The organism is Chloroflexota bacterium, assembly GCA_016219275.1.
Taxonomy (GTDB): Bacteria; Chloroflexota; Anaerolineae; order UBA4142; family UBA4142; genus JACRBM01.
This window is the reverse complement of record JACRBM010000095.1, coordinates 1-18,252: the sequence shown is the minus strand read 5'-3', so window position 1 is coordinate 18,252 and position 18,252 is coordinate 1. Positions and strand designations below refer to the sequence as shown.

Genomic DNA, 18,252 nt, shown 5'->3' with positions numbered 1-18,252 from the left:
GACGTTCGGGCGTGGTGTCAGGAAAAACTCGGCAAGTCGGTGCAAGCCCAACGACGCCAGCGGATAAAATTGTTAAAGATTGCGGAACAAAAACGGGATCAACTTCCCGCAACTACTTGAGCATTCGTTCATCAGCCCAGTCTACAACTATCTTGGCGAAGCAATCCGCTTGTGCCAATCTTCGGCGAACAAATTGAAATGAACTTGTTGCCGCGGATGTGCGCGAATGACATCTTCGTCGAGCGTGACGCCCAACCCTGGACCCTGGGGCAATGCGAAATAGCCATCCACAACTTCCGGCACTCCCGGCGCGGCGGCTTTCACGTACTCCTCCGCGAAATCGTTAAAGTGTTCCTGAATTTTAAAATTGGGCGTGCACGCCGCCAGATGCAACGCCGCCGCCGTCGAGACCGGACCGCCGACATTGTGCGGCGCGACCAGGACGTAGTACACTTCCGCCCACGCCGCGAGTTTTTTGGTATTCGATAATCCGCCCAGGTGCGTGATGTCGGGCTGAATGATGTCGGCGGCTTGCAATTCAAACAACTCGCGATATTCGTACAGCGTGTGCAAGCGTTCGCCAGTTGCAATGGGAATGCCGAGCGCCGCAATCGCATCAGCAACTTTTTTGAGTGCGCCGAGATTTTCCGGCGGAACCGGTTCCTCGAACCAACTGGGTTGGAACGGCGCTAACGCGCGCGCCATTTCGATTGCCGTTGTCGGATTGAATCGTCCGTGCATCTCGATCAAAATTTCAACGTCAGGTCCAATCGCCTCGCGCACCGCTTCGACGAGCGCGATGGCGGCTAACTTGTCGGCGCGCTCCAGTTCGTACCAACCCGCGCCGAACGGATCGAACTTGAGCGCGTGATAACCTTTGGCGACCGCGCGCTTGGCGGCGGCGTGAAATTCCGCTGGCGTCCGCTCGACGGTGTACCAGCCGTTGGCATACGCTTTCATTTTATCCCGAACGGCTCCGCCGAGCAAACGGTAGACCGGCTGATTGAGCGCCTTGCCAATCAAATCCCAACACGCCATTTCGATCAGCGCGATACCGGTCATCACGACTGCGCCCGCGCGTTCGAAATCGTCGCGGTACATCCGTCCGACGAGTCGCTCGATTTCAAACGGATCGCTGCCCAGGACGTAGCGCGGCACGGCTTCCGAAAGATAACCCAGGACAGCATCGGTGCGATTGAGCACGCGCGCTTCGCCGACGCCGACCAGACCCTCGTCGGTTTCCACCTTGACAAACGTCAGATTGCGCCATGCCGTACCGAGCACGAGCGGAGTCACACTCGAAATTTTCATCGCGACATCACCATTGAAGTTCAACCACCCGGGCTTTCATTGCGAGGACGGTCTTTGCCGGAAGCAATCTAACCCCTCCCAACCCTCCCCTTAAAAAGGGGAGGGCTAGGGTGGGGTCGGAGCTTGCTTCGTCGCTGCGCTCCTCGCAATGACAGCGGGCGGGCTAGTCATACCGGAATTCCCAGGTCGCGCGCGCCGCGCGGGGACGTTTGCGCCTCAGGATAATAGCGGCGCAACATATCGAGCGCGATCGCCGCGCGATGAACGCGCTCGCGTACCATCGCGAGTGCCGCGCCTTCCAGGTGAACGCCGCTGGGATAGATGTTAGGCGAGTTGCGTAAACCCAGTTTGACGTACATCGGCGCGGCGACGCGCACCATTTCCGGCACTTCATAATATCGGACGAATCCGCCGAAATCGTCCGGCGCTTCGACGTAAACGTCGAGCGGCAGTGCGACGACCTGGCGCACCGCGGCAAGTTGTGGGAGCGACAGATCGGTCGGCACGTTGTATGTTCCCGCGCCAAGTTGTTCCATCCAACGGATCGAGATGGGGTTCGCCGCGCCCATCAACACCGAAACTTTGAGCACCAGGTCGTTCGGCAACTCGCCGGCTTTTTTCATCTCCGTCGCGAACCAGAGCAACCCTTCATCGGCGACGAGCACGGAGCGAATGCCCAACGCGCAGGCGCGCCGAATATCCTCGGCGGCAAAGACCACCTGATCCATCCCGCGCAAACGCGCGCCCAGGTTTTTGCCCGCACTCGCCGTGATCTGCGCGCCGGTGTCCCACGCCGCGCGCGGTCCGACGAACAGACTCACCTCGATTCCGGCGTCGTGACCAAGCCGCGCCATCTCACGAATTTCTTCGTCGGTCAACAGCATGATGCCGCTACCCTGCGAGACGCGGTGAATCAAAACGGATTGGCGCTCTGCTTCTTCGAGTACCGCCGCCAGCGCGCGCGGTCCTTCGACGCTTGGAATTTCGACGCGGTACTGCGCGCCATCCGGAAAACGCTTGGGCGAAGTCGGCAAATCAAACGCGTCGCCCGGCGGTAAACCCAGTTTGTTCAAGTACTCGCGTGTTTCCTGCATCATGTCCTTTCACCCAGAATTGATCTCTCGTAGGGGCACGCCTCGTGCGTGCCCAGGTTGGGTACCCGCAAGGGTCGCCCCTACAATTTCTATTCGCTCTTCAACCACACACGCATCGCGCCTGGCGCGCGATTTGCCCAAGCATAGTACGGAATCGCGGTCACACGGATCGAACGCGATGGCTGGGCTTGCTCATCCCGCGCGGTGCGATGCAAACGATTTGTCCAACCTGGGTCGGGCGGCGCAAGGCGCGCCGGAAATTCCAACTGTGTCACGCCATTCAACACCACCGCGCGAAATGTCGCGGTGATATCCGCTTTTGCCGAGACGACAACATCACGCAGATCAATCCCCGGATTGTCCGCGCCTTCGATGCAATACACGAGCGGTCCGCGCGTCAACGCGATGTGATCCTTGTTCTCGATGGCATATGGATGCGATTGAACGCGCCGCGCCGGCATCGGCAGATTCAGCGTGACGACATCGCCGTTGCGCCACTCGCGGCGAATCGCGGCGTACGAACCTGGGACAAGCGCGCCGTCGTACGCTTTGCCATTGATCGCGATGGTCGCGCCCGACTCGCACCAACCTGGGACGCGCAGATGCAAACCCAGTTCGCCTTCCGCATCTATCGCGAGGTTCACTTGCCCATCCCAGGGATAGCGCGTGTGTTGAGTCACGCCAACCGTTCGCCCATCCGCGAGCACACTGCGCGCATTGTTTTCGGCGTAGAGATGGACGAACACCTCATTTTGTCGCGTGCTGTAAAAATATCCTGGGAGCGACGCGAACGTGCGCGCGACGTTCGGCGGACAGCACGCGCATTCGTACCACGGTTCGCGGCGATGACTGCCGTCGTTCGCGAGGGGATTCTCGTAAAAGTACTCTTGCCCGCTGAACGAGACGCCGGACAACACGCCATTGTAGAGCGCGGTCTCCATCACATCCGCGTAACGCGCGTCGCCGTCGAGCGCGAGCATCCGCCACGCCCACATCACGAGCGCGATCGCGGCGCACGTTTCGGTGTACGCGCGCGAGTTCGGCAGTTCGTAATCCGCGCCGAACGCTTCGCCCTTGTGCCGCGAGCCAATGCCGCCGGTGATGTACATCTGGCGCTCGGTCAAACTCTGCCACATGCGTTCGAGCGCGGCACGCAAGGGCGCGTCGCCGGTTTCCGCGTACAAATCGGTTGCGCCGATATTCAAGTACGTCGCGCGCACCGCGTGCCCGACCATGCGACTCTGTTCGCGCAGCGGCGTGCGGTCTTGATGATAGTCATTGCCGCCGATCACACCGCGCCCGCGCACATCAATGAAAAATTGCGTTTGCTCCAAGTATTTGCGCTCGCCCGTCACGCGCGCCAATTCGATCAGCCCCATTTCGACTTCGGGATGACCGTCCACGCTCGCCCGCTTGCCCGGCATCGCGCCGAACGTATTGCAGATGTGATCGGCAAAACGGCGCGCGATGTTCAGCAAACGCTCACTGCCGGTCGCGCGCGCGTGCGCGACGGCGGCTTGGAACAAGTGACCCGCACAGTACATTTCGTGATTGTCGCGCAGATTCGTCCAGCGGTCGTTCGCCGTTTCACGCGCGTAAAACGAATCGAGGTAGCCGTCGGCGCGTTGTGAATCGCCAATCTCGGCGATCACCGTGTCCGCCATTTTCGCGAGTGCGGGGTCGGGTTCGGCGGCGAGCGTCCACGCAATTGCTTCGAGCCATTTGTACGCGTCGGTATCCGTGAACAGTCTGCCGCGAAACGGCGCGTTGATTTTGCCGGCGGCGCGGCGAAAATTATCGAGCGTGCCACTCTGTTCGAGTTGGGCGTACTGCGATGGAAGCGTGACCTCGCGATTGATTCGCATGCGTGGCGACCAGAATTCATCGCGCAATGTCACTGCATCGAGCGGCACGGGACGCAGATGCGCGTAAGGGCTGTGCCTTGTGTCAACAACAAATTTGGAATGTGGCATTTTGCTCACTCCTTTTAGAGCAATTTCCATTTGGATTTACGGTTGGTTTTGTAGAGACGTTGCACGCTTGGCGAACGTCTCTACAAAACCGTAAACCCAAACAGAATCCGCTCTAACCCAGCCGAAACGTCAGCGCGGTGACGGACAAGGGCGCAAGTTTCACTTCGGCTTGTCCGTCAACGATTTGCGCGCCGCCGAACGGTTGCGCCTGAACGATGCTGGGTTGCTCAAACGTATTCGTCGCTTTGGCGTTGGGACCGGTGAGCGACTCGCCGCTTTCGAACGCGGCGATCTTCCGATCCGCGACGCGAATCTGCACACGCGCGGATTCGTTGAGCATCCGATTCGTCGCAAAGACGTGCAAGCGATTGTCGTCGAGAATCGCGCTCGCGTCAATGTAGTTCACTCGCCCGTTCGTCTTGCCTTCGTACTCGGGTCCCTCGACTACCGGTTGCAGCGAGATGCCGTTGCGTCGCCGCGAGAACATTTCGAACGGATAAAAGATGGACTGCAGCACCATCGCGTCGCCGCGCGTGAGAATCGGCGCGATCACGTTGACGATCTGCGCGAGGTTTGCGATTTTCAAGACGTCGGCGTGGCGAATGAAACTGTTGAGGAAACCGGCGGCGACGAGCGCATCTTCGAGATTATACTCTTCTTCGATCAGGTGCGGCGCAAACTTGCCCGCGCCATCCGTCTGATGATTTTTGTACCAGACGTTCCATTCGTCAAAGCAGAGGTACGCGCGTTTGTTGCTGCGGCGTTTGGCTTGGACGAATCGGCACACCGCATCCATCTCTTCGATCTGGCGATCAATCGAATTCGTGATCGCGAGATAATCGAGCGTGTCGTTTTCGCGATTGCCGACGTAGCGATGCAGACTGACGTAATCGGCAAGGTCGCCAATGTATTCGAGAATTTGGCGATCCCATTCCATGTACGTCGGCAAGCCGATGGTGCACGAACCGCACGCGACCAACTCGATGGACTTGTCCACATCCTTCATCATCTTGGCGGCTTGCTGCGCGCGAATCGCGTACTGATCGGCAGGTACGTGTCCGAGTTGCCAGGGACCATCCATCTCATTGCCGAGACACCACAACTTGACCGCGTGCGGCGCGATACTCCCGTTCGCCGCGCGCAAATCGGAATAGCGCGTGCCGGCGGGTGCGTTGCAGTACTCGACCCAGTTGCGCGCTTCTTCGGGCGTGCCCGTGCCCAGATTGACCGTGATCATCGGCGTCCAATTCATCTGGCGCGCTAGTTTGATGTACTCGTCCGTGCCGATGCGATTGGGTTCGCTGCTCTGCCACGCGAGTTCGCGGATCGTGGGACGTTGATCGCGCGCGCCGATGCCGTCCATCCAGTGATAGCCGGACGCAAAGTTACCGCCGGGATAACGCATCGCGGTCATGTTCAACCGGCGCAGCGCGCCCAGCACGTCGGTACGAAATCCATCCACGTCTGCGTGCGCGCATGTTGGGTCGTACACGCCTTCATACACGGCGCGTCCCATGTGTTCGAGAAATCCGCCGAACACGCGCGGGTCCACCTTGCCGATCTGAAATTGCGTGTGCAGTGTGAGCGTAGTGAGATCCATGTTTGTTCTCCTGAAAAATGTAGGGCAAGTTTCCAACTTGCCAACTTCGCAAGCACATCAAGGCGCGTAGGCAGGTTGGAAACTTGCCCTACTTATTTGCTTGTCGCACCACAAAGTAAGGTTGGTTGTCCAGAGTTGCAGCGAAACCTGGGTAGAACCACGCGCGTCCTGACGAATCGCGCAACTCGATAAAGTACTCCAAGGCATACGGCGAGTCGGTGTAACCGGCAGGAATCGTCGCGCGGCGCGCGCCGTTCTCGCGCGTCATCTCGACGGCGCAATAACTCTCCGCCTGGTTCACGTGACGGTAGAAAAGACGCGCCGCGATGTCTTGCCCCAGGCACAGCTCCACCGTCACCGATTGCCCGCGTGTGAACTGCGTTGGCGCGATGTGCGAGCACTCTATCGTCGGCGGCATTTCATCGAGCGTTGCAAGCGGTGCTAACTTGTCCGCTGTGTCTTGTTCGCTTCGCGTCGCCGCGGCTTCGGCTCGGTCAAGCTCCTGTTCCATCGCACCCAGGTCTGCTTCGATGACCGGCAAGCGATCAGCCCAGTTGCCGCGCACATTCGGCATCAATCCAAATGTGATGTCGTCGCGATACACTCCGCGTGTCGCGGCGATGACGCCGACCCAGGATGCGCGCGCGAGCCGGTACTCTTTCACCGCCTCGCGCAGGCGACCCAGTTCGCGCGCGCGCGTGAATAACGCGTACGCGACACCCGCGCGCATCTTGGCGGCAAAGAATCGTCCCAGACCGCTGAGGATCGTCACGTCGGTCACCAAGCGTCGAAACTCTGGACGCTTGTCGTCCGCAACCTGGGATGCCGCCGCGTCCAGACATCGCGTTGCTTCGGCGGCGAGCACATCGAGCCACGCCGCAACGCATAGTGGCGAATAGCGCGCGCTGCGCTTGCCGCTCACGATCTCGTCCGCGAATTCTTCAATCTTGGAAAAGAGCACGGGGTCCATCGCGCTGACGTTGCCGAAGCGAATCGGCTCGTCGCTGTCGCGGCGGAATGGGTGCGGGAGCGTCTCGTCAACAATCGGCATGTTGGTGTAGATTTCGGGAAAGTACCAACCATAGTGCGCGGATGGCACGTGCGTTGTCGTCACCAGCGGCATGATGCGACTTGCGCTCGCCAACGCCTGCTCGACCGCGGATGCCGCATTGCCGAACTTGGCATTGAGATAGCGCCGCCACTGGCTGGCATCGGCATTCGGATTGTAGAGGAGCCGACCGTACAATCGGTACGTGTAAAGATACTTTTCAAAGTCGTGCGTTGGATTGAGTGAATCATCCGCGTACGCGCAACGTCCGCCGGGCAATCCCGAACCCAGGCGACCTTTGAACGATAGTGGTTCGCAAATCTCCACGCCTTGATAACCGCAAAACGTGCTGATGCGCCCCAAACCCGCCGCCAACCCTGGGTCACCCCAGAGCAATAGACGATTCGTGCCGGGCCACACGCGAACGAAAATTCCGTAACGACGATTGGCTTTCAAGAAATCCGCGTAACCATAACGCGTGTAGCGCAACGATCCTTCGCTCATGTTCATCAGGTTGCTCACAAACTGATCGCCGGCGGCGTGACGCCCATCGTGCTCGCGGTCGCGGATGGACGCGGGTTGGTAGGGCAAGCCCATGTGTTCGGCTGTGAACTTGGGAGAGATCGTGACCGGCATTCCCGTCGCGAGCGCAACATCAATCAGTTGCTGGTTGACACCTTTGGGGTGAAGATCAATTTCGATTCGCTTCCCGGACTGGACTGCGCCATCAAACACAGTGCGCCAAAATTCGTAACTGCCTTCGGGCACGCCACTCTCGCCGTGCACGCGAAACGAAACGCCGGCAATGTTCGGGCACGCGTCGAGCACTTGGCGCAACGCGTCGCGGCAATACGCCGCGTTATTTTCCGGGGTTAGCCCGGCGATGGTGTAATTCGCTTGCGGACTGTCAACCCAGTCGTACGCGTGCATCCAGAGACCGAGTTGAAAATGGAGACCGCGCGCGGCAGCGGCATCGGAGATAAAGCGGAGCGTTGCCAGGTTGCGGTCGCGCTCGGCATCGGGCAAGCCGACCGCGCGCACATGGTACCCCGGCACGTCAACCAGAAATGGATAAGCGAAAAGAAAATAAGCATCCAGAACATTGCGAACAAAATCGTAACCGAGTCCAAGCACGAGATGAAAGCGATTGAATCGCTGCGTCGCTAACATCGTCAAGTACTGGTTCCAAAAAGTCTGGTCATAATACCACGGCTTGTCTTCGACATCGCTGGCAAACAGACGCGCGATGCCGCGAATCGGACTGGCGGGTTGCTCGACGACCGGTGGCGAATTGAACAACGCGGCGAGCGGGTCAGCATGATTGCTCGCGCGATCAGCCAGTTCGAGCACCGCGTAGACCAAGCCGCGCGCATCGTTGCCGCACGCGAGGATGGCGGAGCGTCCATCAATCACACCGGGCATGACTGCCAATGACTCTGCCGCCGCCGGCAGTGAAACGCCGGCGCGATTCAAAGCGTTGCGCGCCACCGTGGCAGTCGGCGAAGCGACCACGATGATGGAATCGCCGTTCTCCGCGACAACGCCTCCAGCCGCCGATTTTTCCGCGCTGACGATCCCTTTACGAGACAAGGTCTCTCGGAGATGCGACACCGCCCAGGCGACCTGACTCGTTTGAGCAACCGGATCGGATGGATCGCGTACAATCAGAACTCGGCTTGTCATGCTCGATTGTCCCCTCAGCAGAGTATCCGCGAATCACGCGAATTTTTGTTTTTATTCGTAAAGATTCGCGAAATTCGCGGATCAAGACATCACGCGAACTCGCGGATCGCGTCCAGACTCGCGCCCATCGCCGCATCGGTCTCGCGCTCGACGATAATGTCCACGACAGCGGGTTTGCCGGATTTGACCGCGCGCTCGAACGCCGCGCGAATTTCATCGGGCTGGGTCACGCGTTCCGCGTACGCGCCAAACGATTCGGCGAGGCGAACGAAATCAATCCCGCGCCCGTCGTAGGTCAGGTCAACCGCGTACTCGTACTCGTACGCGTAACGCTGGTTCTGCCGAATCAAACTTAGGTAACCGTTGTTGACGATGACGACGATCACCGGCACGCGATACTGACACGCCATCGCGAGTTCTTCCATCGTAAAACCGAAACCGCCATCGCCGACCACCGCGACAACCGTCGCGTCCGGTCGCGCGACTTTCGCGCCAATCGCGGCGGGCAGATCGTACCCCAGTGTGCCTGCGCCGCCGGAGGCAAGGTAGGTGTACGGTCGCGCGATTTTTTGAAATTGTCCCGACCAGATTTGCGTCAGTCCACAACCGGTCGTGAACAACGTTCCCGAATCAAAATACTCGTTCATCGCTTGATACACGCGTTGCGGTTTGATCGGCGTTTGCGTGTAATCGGTTTTGCGCGCGAGTTTCACGCGATCCGCCGGAATATTCTTAACGCGTTCGGTTGGCGGACGCGAACCAGTGCGCGCTTTTGCTTCGGCGAGCAACGCGTCGAGCGCCAACCCGGCATCCGCGACGATGCCCAGTTCCGTCGGCACGATGCGCCCGATGTGATTCGGCTCGATGTTGATGTGAATGAATTTGCGTCCGCGCGTATACACGTCGAGCTTGCCGGTGTGACGGTCGCCAAAGCGACAACCGATACCCAGCACCAGGTCTGATTCGAGAAAGAACTTGTTGCCGAACGGCGTCCCAACCTGGATGCCGATGTGCCCGATATGCAACGGATGATCGGCGGGAATACCGCCCGTGCCCATGTACGTTGTGACGACAGGCAAGGAAAGAAATTCCGCGAACTCGATAAAACGCTCGCACGTCCCAGCCAAGAGTACACCGCCGCCCATAATGAGAATCGGTTTTTCGGCGGACAGCAACAATTCGATTGCCTTGGCGATTTGTTTTGGGTCGGGCGCGGGTTTCGCGATGGGCAGCGGCGCATCGGCTTGGGGATCGTACGCAATGTCCGCCAATTGCACGTCGAGCGGGAGATCAATCAACACCGGACCGGGTCGCCCTTCTTTCGCGACGCGGAATGCTTCGCGCAAAATCGTGGGGACTTGGTACGCTTCGGTGATGCACCAGGTTGCCTTGCACACCGGCTTGGCGATCTGCGCGATGTCCACACACTGAAACGCTTCCTTGCCCAGTTGCGCGCGCACGTTTTGCCCGGTGATCGCGATCAAGGGAATCGAATCAATCTGCGCGGTGTACAGCCCGGTGACGAAATTCGTCGCGCCGGGACCCGAGGTGCAAATCGCGAGCGCCATTTGACCGCACGCGCGAAAGTATCCATCGGCGGCATGGACCGCGCCTTCTTCGTGCCGCGCCAAAAAATGCCGGATTTGTTTCGATTCGCCCAGGTGTTCGTACACGGGATTGATCGCCGCGCCGGGAATGCCAAACGCCGCGCGAATCCCTTCGCTCTCCAGAATTTTTACTACGACTTCGGCTACTTGCATCGGGCAATCGTCTCCTTTGTAAAATTCCTATCGAACGGGCGCACAAAAGGGACAACCGACACTTGGTCGGCTGCCCTGGTTTCTTTTCTGCTGTGACAGTGGTCTACGTCACCTCAAGCCCCACAACCGACATGCGCGGCACCGAAATTTCCAGCCCATCGCTCGAAACTTTCGCGTCGTTAAATTCCTTGGGTCTCACCTCGTTCGGTTTTTCGAACGTGTTGTGCGCGTTCATCGCGCCGGCTTGCAGGACACGACCTTGCGCCTGGTTCGCCTTCATCCCGCGCACGAACGCATTCACCGCAATGTCTTTGTGCGGATTGGCGTTACTCAACGTGATGCGCAATTTGCCGTTCGCATCCACGGATGCCGAAACCGACACGGCGGGCACCGCATAGCCGGCGTGTTCGTAGGTTTCGCTCTGCACGTCCACCGGCACCATCGTCGCGTCTTGATGCACGGAGTACATTTCGAACACGTGGTAACTCGGCGTGAGCAACATCTTTTCTTTTTGCGTGAGGATCATTGCCTGGAGCACATTGATCGTCTGCGCGATGTTTGCCATCCGCACGCGGTCGCAGTACTTGTTGAAAATGTCGAACGTCGTCGCCGCGACGATCGCATCGCGCATCGTATTTTGCTGATACAGGAAACGCGGATGTGTGCCCGGCTCGGCGGCGAACCAGGTGCCCCACTCGTCAACGATCAACGCCACTTTTTTCCCCGGATCGTACTTGTCCATGATCGTCGCGTGCCGGCGCACCAGTTCATCCATGAAGAGACCCTTGGAAATGATCTCGATCCACTCGGCTTCGTCGAACTGGGTTGCAGAGCCGACGCGCGATCCATCGGGCAATCGTTTAACGGAGGTGTAATAGTGCAGCGCGAGACCGTCCATGTAACGTCCGCCGAATGTCTGTTCCTGCCCGGCTTTTTCCATCAGCACTTGCGTCCAATGATAATCGTCGTTGCGCGGTCCGCAAGCGATGCGAAACAATTTGTTGTCGTCGTAGTTGCGCGCGTACAAACCGTACCGCCGATATTCGTCCGCGTAGTACTCGGCAGTCATACGTCCGCCGCAACCCCAGTTCTCGTTGCCGACGCCAAAGTATTTTAGTTTCCAGGGTTCAGCGCGACCGTGCGCGCGGCGCAAATCCGCCATCGGACTCGTACCGCCAAACGTCATGTACTCGACCCACTGCGACATTTCTTGCACGGTGCCGCTGCCGACATTGCCACAGACATACGGCTCGCAGCCCAATTGATCGCACAGTTCCATAAACTCGTGCGTGCCGAAATGATTGTTTTCGACGACGCCGCCCCAGTGCGTGTTGATCATCGTCGGTCGCTTTTCGCGCGGTCCGATGCCATCCATCCAGTGGTACTCGTCGGCGAAGCAGCCGCCGGGCCAGCGCATTACCGGCGCCTTGATCTTTTTCAGCGCCGCGACGACATCCTTGCGAATGCCGCGCACGTTCGGAATCGCCGAGTCTTCGCCGACCCAGTATCCTTCGTAAATGCAGCGACCCAGGTGTTCGGAAAAATGTCCGTAAATGTTTCGATCAATCTTGGTCTTGGCGATTTTGACGTCCAGCGTAATCTCGTTCATGAATTCTCCTTGGCGTATAAATAACATCGCACCATGCGCCCATCGGTCTCGATATTCGGGGGATCGGTCTGGCGGCAAATGTCCATCACATGCGGGCAACGCCCCGCGAATTTGCATCCAACGCGGCTGTACTCCTTGAAATCAATCGTGCCCAGTTCGATGTGCTTCGCCCAGGTCTCGCGCTTACTCGCAGTCGGTTCAGGCACGGATTCCTTTAACAGTCGCGTGTACGGGTGCAACGGATGATCGAGCACGGCTTCGACTGGACCGGATTCCACGACAAAGCCGCGCAACATGATCGCGATGCGGTCGCTAATATAGTACGCCGTGGCAAGATCGTGGGTGATGTAGAGGACGCTCACCTTTTGCTCGTCGCGCAATTTTCGAAAGACATTCACGATTGCCATACGCAGAGACGCATCCACCATCGAAACCGGCTCATCCGCCAGGATCAAACGCGGGTGCGGAATGAGCGCGCGCGCGACAGACACACGTTGGATTTGTCCGCCGGAAAGTTCGTGCGGGTACCGTTTGTTCACCTCATCGAGTGACAACCCGACTTGATGGAGCGCCTCGTCAACCACCGGAACCGCCGCGCGATGATTCGCTGCTCTGCCAAAGTTCACGGCGGTGTCGTACAAATAATCCTCGACCCGGCGCAAGGGGTTGAACGTCTCGAACGGATTCTGGAACACCGGCTGAACTTGCTTCATAAAGTCCAGCACGTCGGCGCGCTTGCGAATCTGTGTTACGTCACGACCCTCGAACAACACCTTGCCCTGGGTTGGATCCAGGTCGTGCAACAGCAAGCGCGAAAGCGTCGTCTTGCCGCTACCGCTTTCACCGGCGAACGTAAATATCTCGGGCTTGGCGTTTTCAAGCGCGAAGGACACGTCGTTCACCGCCGTCAGACGACTGCCGGCAATGAATCCGCCGATGTGGAACGACACCGTCACGTGCTGGACATCGAGCAATTTGCCATTGTCGCTCATCGAGCCGCCTCCTTGACGAGATGACATGCTACTCGATGACTCGCGCCCAGCTCGATCATCGTGGGGACCTCGGTGCGGCAAACCTCCATGGCGTGCGGGCAACGCGGGTGGAAACGGCAGCCGCTCGGCGGGTTGGCAAGGTTTGGCGGTGCGCCGCCCAGACTGGCTCTACCGGACTTGTCACCGATCATGGGCAGCGAGTGAATCAAATGTTGGGTATAGGGGTGGCTCGGCGAGTTGAAAATAATTTCGGTGGGCGCTTCCTCGACGATGCGACCCGCGTACATAATCGCCACGCGGTCGGCGACGTTGGCGTGAACCGCCATGTCGTGCGTGACCAAGAGCACGGTGTTGCCGCTGTCAGATTGAATGTCCCTAAGCAGTTGCAACACACCGCGCTGGACGACGACATCGAGTGCGGTCGTCGGCTCGTCCGCGATAATCAAACTGGGATGGAAGACGGTGGCGAGCGCAATCGCCACGCGTTGCCGCATGCCGCCGGAAAGTTGATGCGGAAATGAGTTGAGAATCTCGGCGGGCAGTCCTAGTTTGTTGACATGCTCGCGGATTTGATCGAGAAATACTTTTTTGTTGGGGATGCCCTCGTGCGTACCGACAATGTCCTCGAAGGATTGGATGATACGCCGGACCGGGTTCAACACGCTCATCGAGCCTTGCATCACATAAGAGATTTCTCGCCAGCGCACACTCTGACGCAACTCTTCCGGATCAATGTGAAGCATGTCAACATCATACGACCCGAATTTGTAGCGCACACTGCCGTCGGCAACTTTCAACGGTGGTTTGACCGTGCCGGAAAGCACCTTGATCAGAGTCGTCTTACCACAACTCGATTCGCCGGCGATACCGTATATTTCGTTGGGTGCAAGCGTGAACGTTACACCGTCCACCGCGCGCACGGTTCGCGAAATACCGTACACTTCGGTTCGATAAAACGCGCGGAGGTTTTGCACAGTTAGCAACGACATCGCTCAACCCCCAATCCGCCGGAGGCGCGTCCGGGGATCAATGTATTCGTTCACGCTCGAAAAGAGCAAGTACAGTCCGAGGAACAGGATGATGGCGATGACGACCGGCGCGGCAAGCCACCACCAGACCCCGGCGACCAGGGCTTGGTGCTGATTCGCCCAAAAGATCGCAGTCCCGATGGTGGGGAGCGTCACGTTCGACAGACCGAGGACGCTCAACGTGACCTCCAAGCCAATTGACCAAAGCATGTTGTTGATCGTAGTCGCGAACACGACGGGCAGGACAAAGGGCAAATGCTCGTTCAACGAGATCCGGAACGCGCCCGTTCCAGAGTAAACCGCAGTCTGCGTGAACGCGCGTTCTTTGAGACTCAAGACCTGGGAGCGAATCAAGCGCGCATCCCAGGGCCAGCCGAACAAACCCAGGATGACCGCGAGCGTGACGAGACTCATACTACCCTTGAGCAGGAAACTCAGCAGAATGAGCACGGGCAACACCGGCATGACGACGAAACTATCGTTGACGGACATGAGCGCGCGGTCAATGAACCCGCCGCGATACCCTGCCGTAAGACCCACAAAGATCGCGATGATGCGGGACACGATTGCCGTCATTAAACCCAGAAAGAGCGAGTTGCGGACCGCAAACGCCATCCACCAAAAAATGTCCTGACCCCGCGAACTGGTGCCGAACCAGTGCTCCAGTGATGGGGGCATGTCCGCCGGCACTCTAAATGTCCGTCCTGGGTCGTGCGGCGAGACTACCGACAGCGCCGACATGATCAAAATCGCTACCAAGAAAATAAAGGCGACCCGAAAGCGACCATCGTGCTTGAGCAGATCGCGAATAACCCTCAGCATCGTCTATCCTCCTATTGGTGACGTACCCGCGGATCGAACAACGGGTAGAGCAAGTCGAGAATGAGAACGGAGGTGGCAACCCCAATAATCGAAAAGATCGCGATCCCCATAATCAAACTATAGTCGTTTGCCATGACCGCCTGGAGCGTGAGCATGCCCATCCCCGGATAACCGAAAACGACTTCCATGATGAGCGCGCCGTTAAAGATCATGCCGAGTTGGAGCGCCAAGCCGGTCACCTGGGGCAACAGCGCGTTGCGGATGACATAGCTAAAGAGAATCCGGCGCGGACGCAACCCAGCCGTTTCCGCGTAGACCACATAGTCTTCGGAGATAATGTTGGAAGTCAGCGATTTCATGCCCAGGAACCAGCCGCCCATACCGACGATGACCAGACTAATCGCCGGGAGCATCGAGTGCTTGATTACGGTCAACACAAAGTTGAGACTCCACTCGACGCGTGTTCCCGCCGGATATGCGCCACTAAACGGAAAGATTGGTATGAAATACGCGAACACCACGAGCAAGACCAACGCCATGATGTAATAGGGAATCGGTCGGACGGCTTGGCTCAACACGTCAATCACGTGCATGACGCGGCTTTCGGTGTAGTAACTGGCGATGCCTCCGAGCAAGTTGCCGACGACCCAGGAAACAATGATCGAAGTGAGTAACAAACCAAGCGTCCAGGGCATGGCACGCGCGATCAGCTCAGTCACCGGCGTTGGGAACGTGGAGAGCGAAGGACCCAGGTCGCCCCGGAAGAGACGCCCCCAGAACGCGAGATATTGTTCCAACGAGCTACCTTTCAGCCCATACATCTCGTTCAACGCCTCCCGCAGGTGGATGACGGCTTCGGGATTGACTTGCCCGCCGCTCATCATCATCTGGCTGACCCGAGTCTCTACCGGGTCGTTCGGCGAGAACCGGGGAATGATGAAGGTCAGGGTAACTCCCAGGAACACGACCATGACGTACTGTCCGAGTCGCGGGAGAAGATAGCGAAGTAAAAAGTTACGCACTGGTTATACCTCGGTTGTTGGTTGGTTCGGGACGCTTCGCGCAACTCCCGAACCAACCAACAGAACCGCTGCTACTTCGCCTTGGGCTTGATCTTTGGGAACATATACTTGGTGTTAGCCCAATTGGCAACCGGGTTGGTGTAGGGGTTCTCTGCGGTCGGGAATCCCTCCCAGTAGGTCTCGTCGACGACCGAGAACACGTTGTAGGACATGATCGGGATGGTCGGCTGCTCGCGCGTGGCGAGTTTGACAAACTCTTTTCCAAGCTCGAGCCCCTTCGGGTCGTCAAAGTCGAGATTCTGGATCTGGTCAATGATCTTGTCGAGTTCGGCATTCTTCCACCGGAACCAGTTGCGGGCGACTGACCGCTCGCCAAGTGGACGCAAGTACGTCGAGTGCCAGGACTCGAGGAAGTAGAACAGGTCCGGGTGACCGCCCCAGGTCTCGATCGTCCAACTCAAGTGGGCGTCGAACTCGCCCAGCGAGGGAAGGTTGGCCCGTGTCGCGCTGTCCCGCACATCCGCGAAAGAGTCAATGCCGAATTCCTTCCAGTTCTCGGCGATCATAGCCGCCGCGCGGTTCATGATCGGCCGCGTCTCCCCTTCGCACATCAACGGAATCTTCCACGCCTCACCATTCGGCTTTAGCCACATTTTGTTGCTGTCGCGCTTAAAGCCCTTGCTTAGCAACAATTGCTCCGCCGCCTTGACATCGTACTTCCACCAGCCCATGCCGATGGACTTGCGGATCTCGGCTGCGTCCGTGGGCACGAGGTTGCCCAGGGCTTTGCGCGCCTCGTCGGCGATACGTTTCGGCGCCTCCGAGTCCCATGGCTTGTACGGCTGCCCGCCCACATCAATCGTAAAGTCTTTCAGCCACTGTTCGAGCGGATCGAAGTAGTACTTGGGGTAAAGCCCGGTGGGTGGAACGTGAATCCCTGAAATCGTCGCCGCGCCGCGGTAGGACGCCATCGCCACTCGCACGATGTCAATCGCCAGGGTTAGTGCCCAACGAACCTCCTTCATTTCGTAAGGTGACTTGGCGAGGTTGAGCATCACCGCCGGAAGTGTGGGATCCGGGTGCGCCCACGGGAACGATTTGAACCAGCCCTTAGAGGTCGGGTTGGTCTTGGCAAGGGTGATCATGCCTTCGGGTGCGATGTCGTGGATAACGTCGAGGTCTTTGGCAGTCTGGGCAATGACTTTCTTGTCGCTCGGACCTGGGGCAATGTACATCGCGTACTTGGGACCGGGCATGCCAAAGCGCGCGAGCGTGGTGCGCTGCCAGTCCTCGCGCCGCTGCCACACGTACCAGTTGCCGTTGGGATCGAAATCCTTGAGGACATAGGCGCTCAGGCTGAGAGGGGGATTGAACTTGAACGCCACGGGATCGGCTTGTTTCTCGAACACGTGCTTGGGCATGATCCAGCAGGCAGACCATCGCACGGTGAAGAGACCGTGGAAGCGGGAGTTGGGCTTGGTGAGCTTGAAGACGACCGTATAGTTGTCGGGCTTTTCCATGCTTGCAACATAAGACTGGAACTGACCGGTGTAAGCCAATCCTGCGGTCTTCTTCTGGATGTCCACGGTGTAGATCAGGTCATCGGCGGTGAACTCGACACCATCACTCCAGTAGATGCCCTTGCGGAGTTTCACTGTCATCTGAGTAAAGTCTTTGTTGTAGATCGGCTTTTCCTCAGCCAGTGAATTGTCCCACACGCCGCTGATGCCCGCGTCGGGGTCAATGTACCAAAGAGCATCGAGACCCAACTGCTGCAGACCGGTTGATGCGCTCTGGATGCCAGGTCTCCAACGGTTAAAGTCGTCGGCGGGGACCACGCGTCCAGTCGGGTTTTCAAGGATGAGAGTCTCGCTCCTGGGAACTCCCGGCGCGACTTCTTTCCCCACCGCGGCGGCGGTGGGCTTGGGAACCGCAGTTGCTGCTGGTCCTGCAGTGGGTCCGGTCGCTGGAACTGCCGTTGGCGCAGCCGGTCCGGCGCAAGATGCCAACGCACTGCCAGCGGTGAGGAGACCCAGTTGAATCAAAAACTCACGTCTTGTGATCCTGAACTCGCTCATTTCGCTCCTCCTGAGTTTACTAGACATGAAAGGTTTGGACACGTTAGGATCAGTTCATGGCATAGCACTTCTCCTTCTTGGGTTGCAACTCTTTTGTAACTACTCAGCCAACCCACATTTACGCCGATGAAAAAACAAATTTATCCGCGAATAACGCGAATTGCGCGAATAAGAAGAAAAAATTAGCGAAGATTCGCGTAATTCGCGGATAAAGGAACGATGGCTGAGTAGT

The 18,252-nt window shown here is 58.3% G+C and carries 12 protein-coding genes; all 12 read right to left on the bottom strand.

Annotated features, from left to right (window positions below):
- Window positions 1-147: 147 nt before the first annotated feature.
- The gene (locus HY868_25310) at window positions 148-1,311 is read right to left on the bottom strand and encodes a mandelate racemase/muconate lactonizing enzyme family protein (GenBank protein ID MBI5305472.1); all 1,164 of its coding nucleotides are present in this window, start codon (window positions 1,309-1,311) and stop codon (window positions 148-150) included.
- A 167-nt stretch (window positions 1,312-1,478) separates the two neighbouring features.
- Entirely contained in the window at window positions 1,479-2,405 is a 927-nt protein-coding gene (locus tag HY868_25305) for a U32 family peptidase (GenBank protein MBI5305471.1), read from the bottom strand.
- A gap of 89 nt (window positions 2,406-2,494) precedes the next feature.
- Window positions 2,495-4,378 (bottom strand): glycoside hydrolase family 127 protein, encoded by a 1,884-nt coding sequence (locus HY868_25300; protein MBI5305470.1) that lies wholly within the window; start codon window positions 4,376-4,378, stop codon window positions 2,495-2,497.
- Window positions 4,379-4,490: 112 nt separating this feature from the next.
- Complete coding sequence (locus HY868_25295; GenBank protein MBI5305469.1) at window positions 4,491-5,978, bottom strand: alpha-N-arabinofuranosidase; 1,488 nt, start codon at window positions 5,976-5,978, stop codon at window positions 4,491-4,493.
- Between the two features lie 88 nt (window positions 5,979-6,066).
- Complete coding sequence (locus HY868_25290) at window positions 6,067-8,709, bottom strand: hypothetical protein (protein MBI5305468.1); 2,643 nt, start codon at window positions 8,707-8,709, stop codon at window positions 6,067-6,069.
- Between the two features lie 89 nt (window positions 8,710-8,798).
- The gene (locus HY868_25285; protein ID MBI5305467.1) at window positions 8,799-10,469 is read right to left on the bottom strand and encodes a glyoxylate carboligase; all 1,671 of its coding nucleotides are present in this window, start codon (window positions 10,467-10,469) and stop codon (window positions 8,799-8,801) included.
- Window positions 10,470-10,572: 103 nt separating this feature from the next.
- Window positions 10,573-12,078 carry an alpha-N-arabinofuranosidase gene (locus HY868_25280; protein MBI5305466.1) on the bottom strand — a complete coding sequence of 502 codons (1,506 nt, stop codon included), beginning with the start codon at window positions 12,076-12,078 and terminating at the stop codon, window positions 10,573-10,575.
- Window positions 12,075-13,070 carry an ABC transporter ATP-binding protein gene (locus HY868_25275; GenBank protein ID MBI5305465.1) on the bottom strand — a complete coding sequence of 332 codons (996 nt, stop codon included), beginning with the start codon at window positions 13,068-13,070 and terminating at the stop codon, window positions 12,075-12,077. The genes HY868_25280 and HY868_25275 overlap by 4 nt, the downstream gene beginning before the upstream one ends.
- The gene (locus HY868_25270) at window positions 13,067-14,059 is read right to left on the bottom strand and encodes an ABC transporter ATP-binding protein (protein ID MBI5305464.1); all 993 of its coding nucleotides are present in this window, start codon (window positions 14,057-14,059) and stop codon (window positions 13,067-13,069) included. Before HY868_25270 ends, HY868_25275 begins: the two co-directional genes overlap by 4 nt.
- A gap of 3 nt (window positions 14,060-14,062) precedes the next feature.
- On the bottom strand, window positions 14,063-14,920 hold the full coding sequence (locus HY868_25265) for an ABC transporter permease (GenBank protein ID MBI5305463.1): 858 nt from the start codon (window positions 14,918-14,920) through the stop codon (window positions 14,063-14,065).
- 11 nt (window positions 14,921-14,931) lie between these two features.
- Window positions 14,932-15,891, bottom strand: a complete 960-nt coding sequence (locus HY868_25260) for an ABC transporter permease (GenBank protein ID MBI5305462.1) — start codon at window positions 15,889-15,891, stop codon at window positions 14,932-14,934.
- 122 nt (window positions 15,892-16,013) lie between these two features.
- The gene (locus tag HY868_25255; protein ID MBI5305461.1) at window positions 16,014-18,020 is read right to left on the bottom strand and encodes an ABC transporter substrate-binding protein; all 2,007 of its coding nucleotides are present in this window, start codon (window positions 18,018-18,020) and stop codon (window positions 16,014-16,016) included.
- Between the last annotated feature and the right edge of the window lie 232 nt (window positions 18,021-18,252).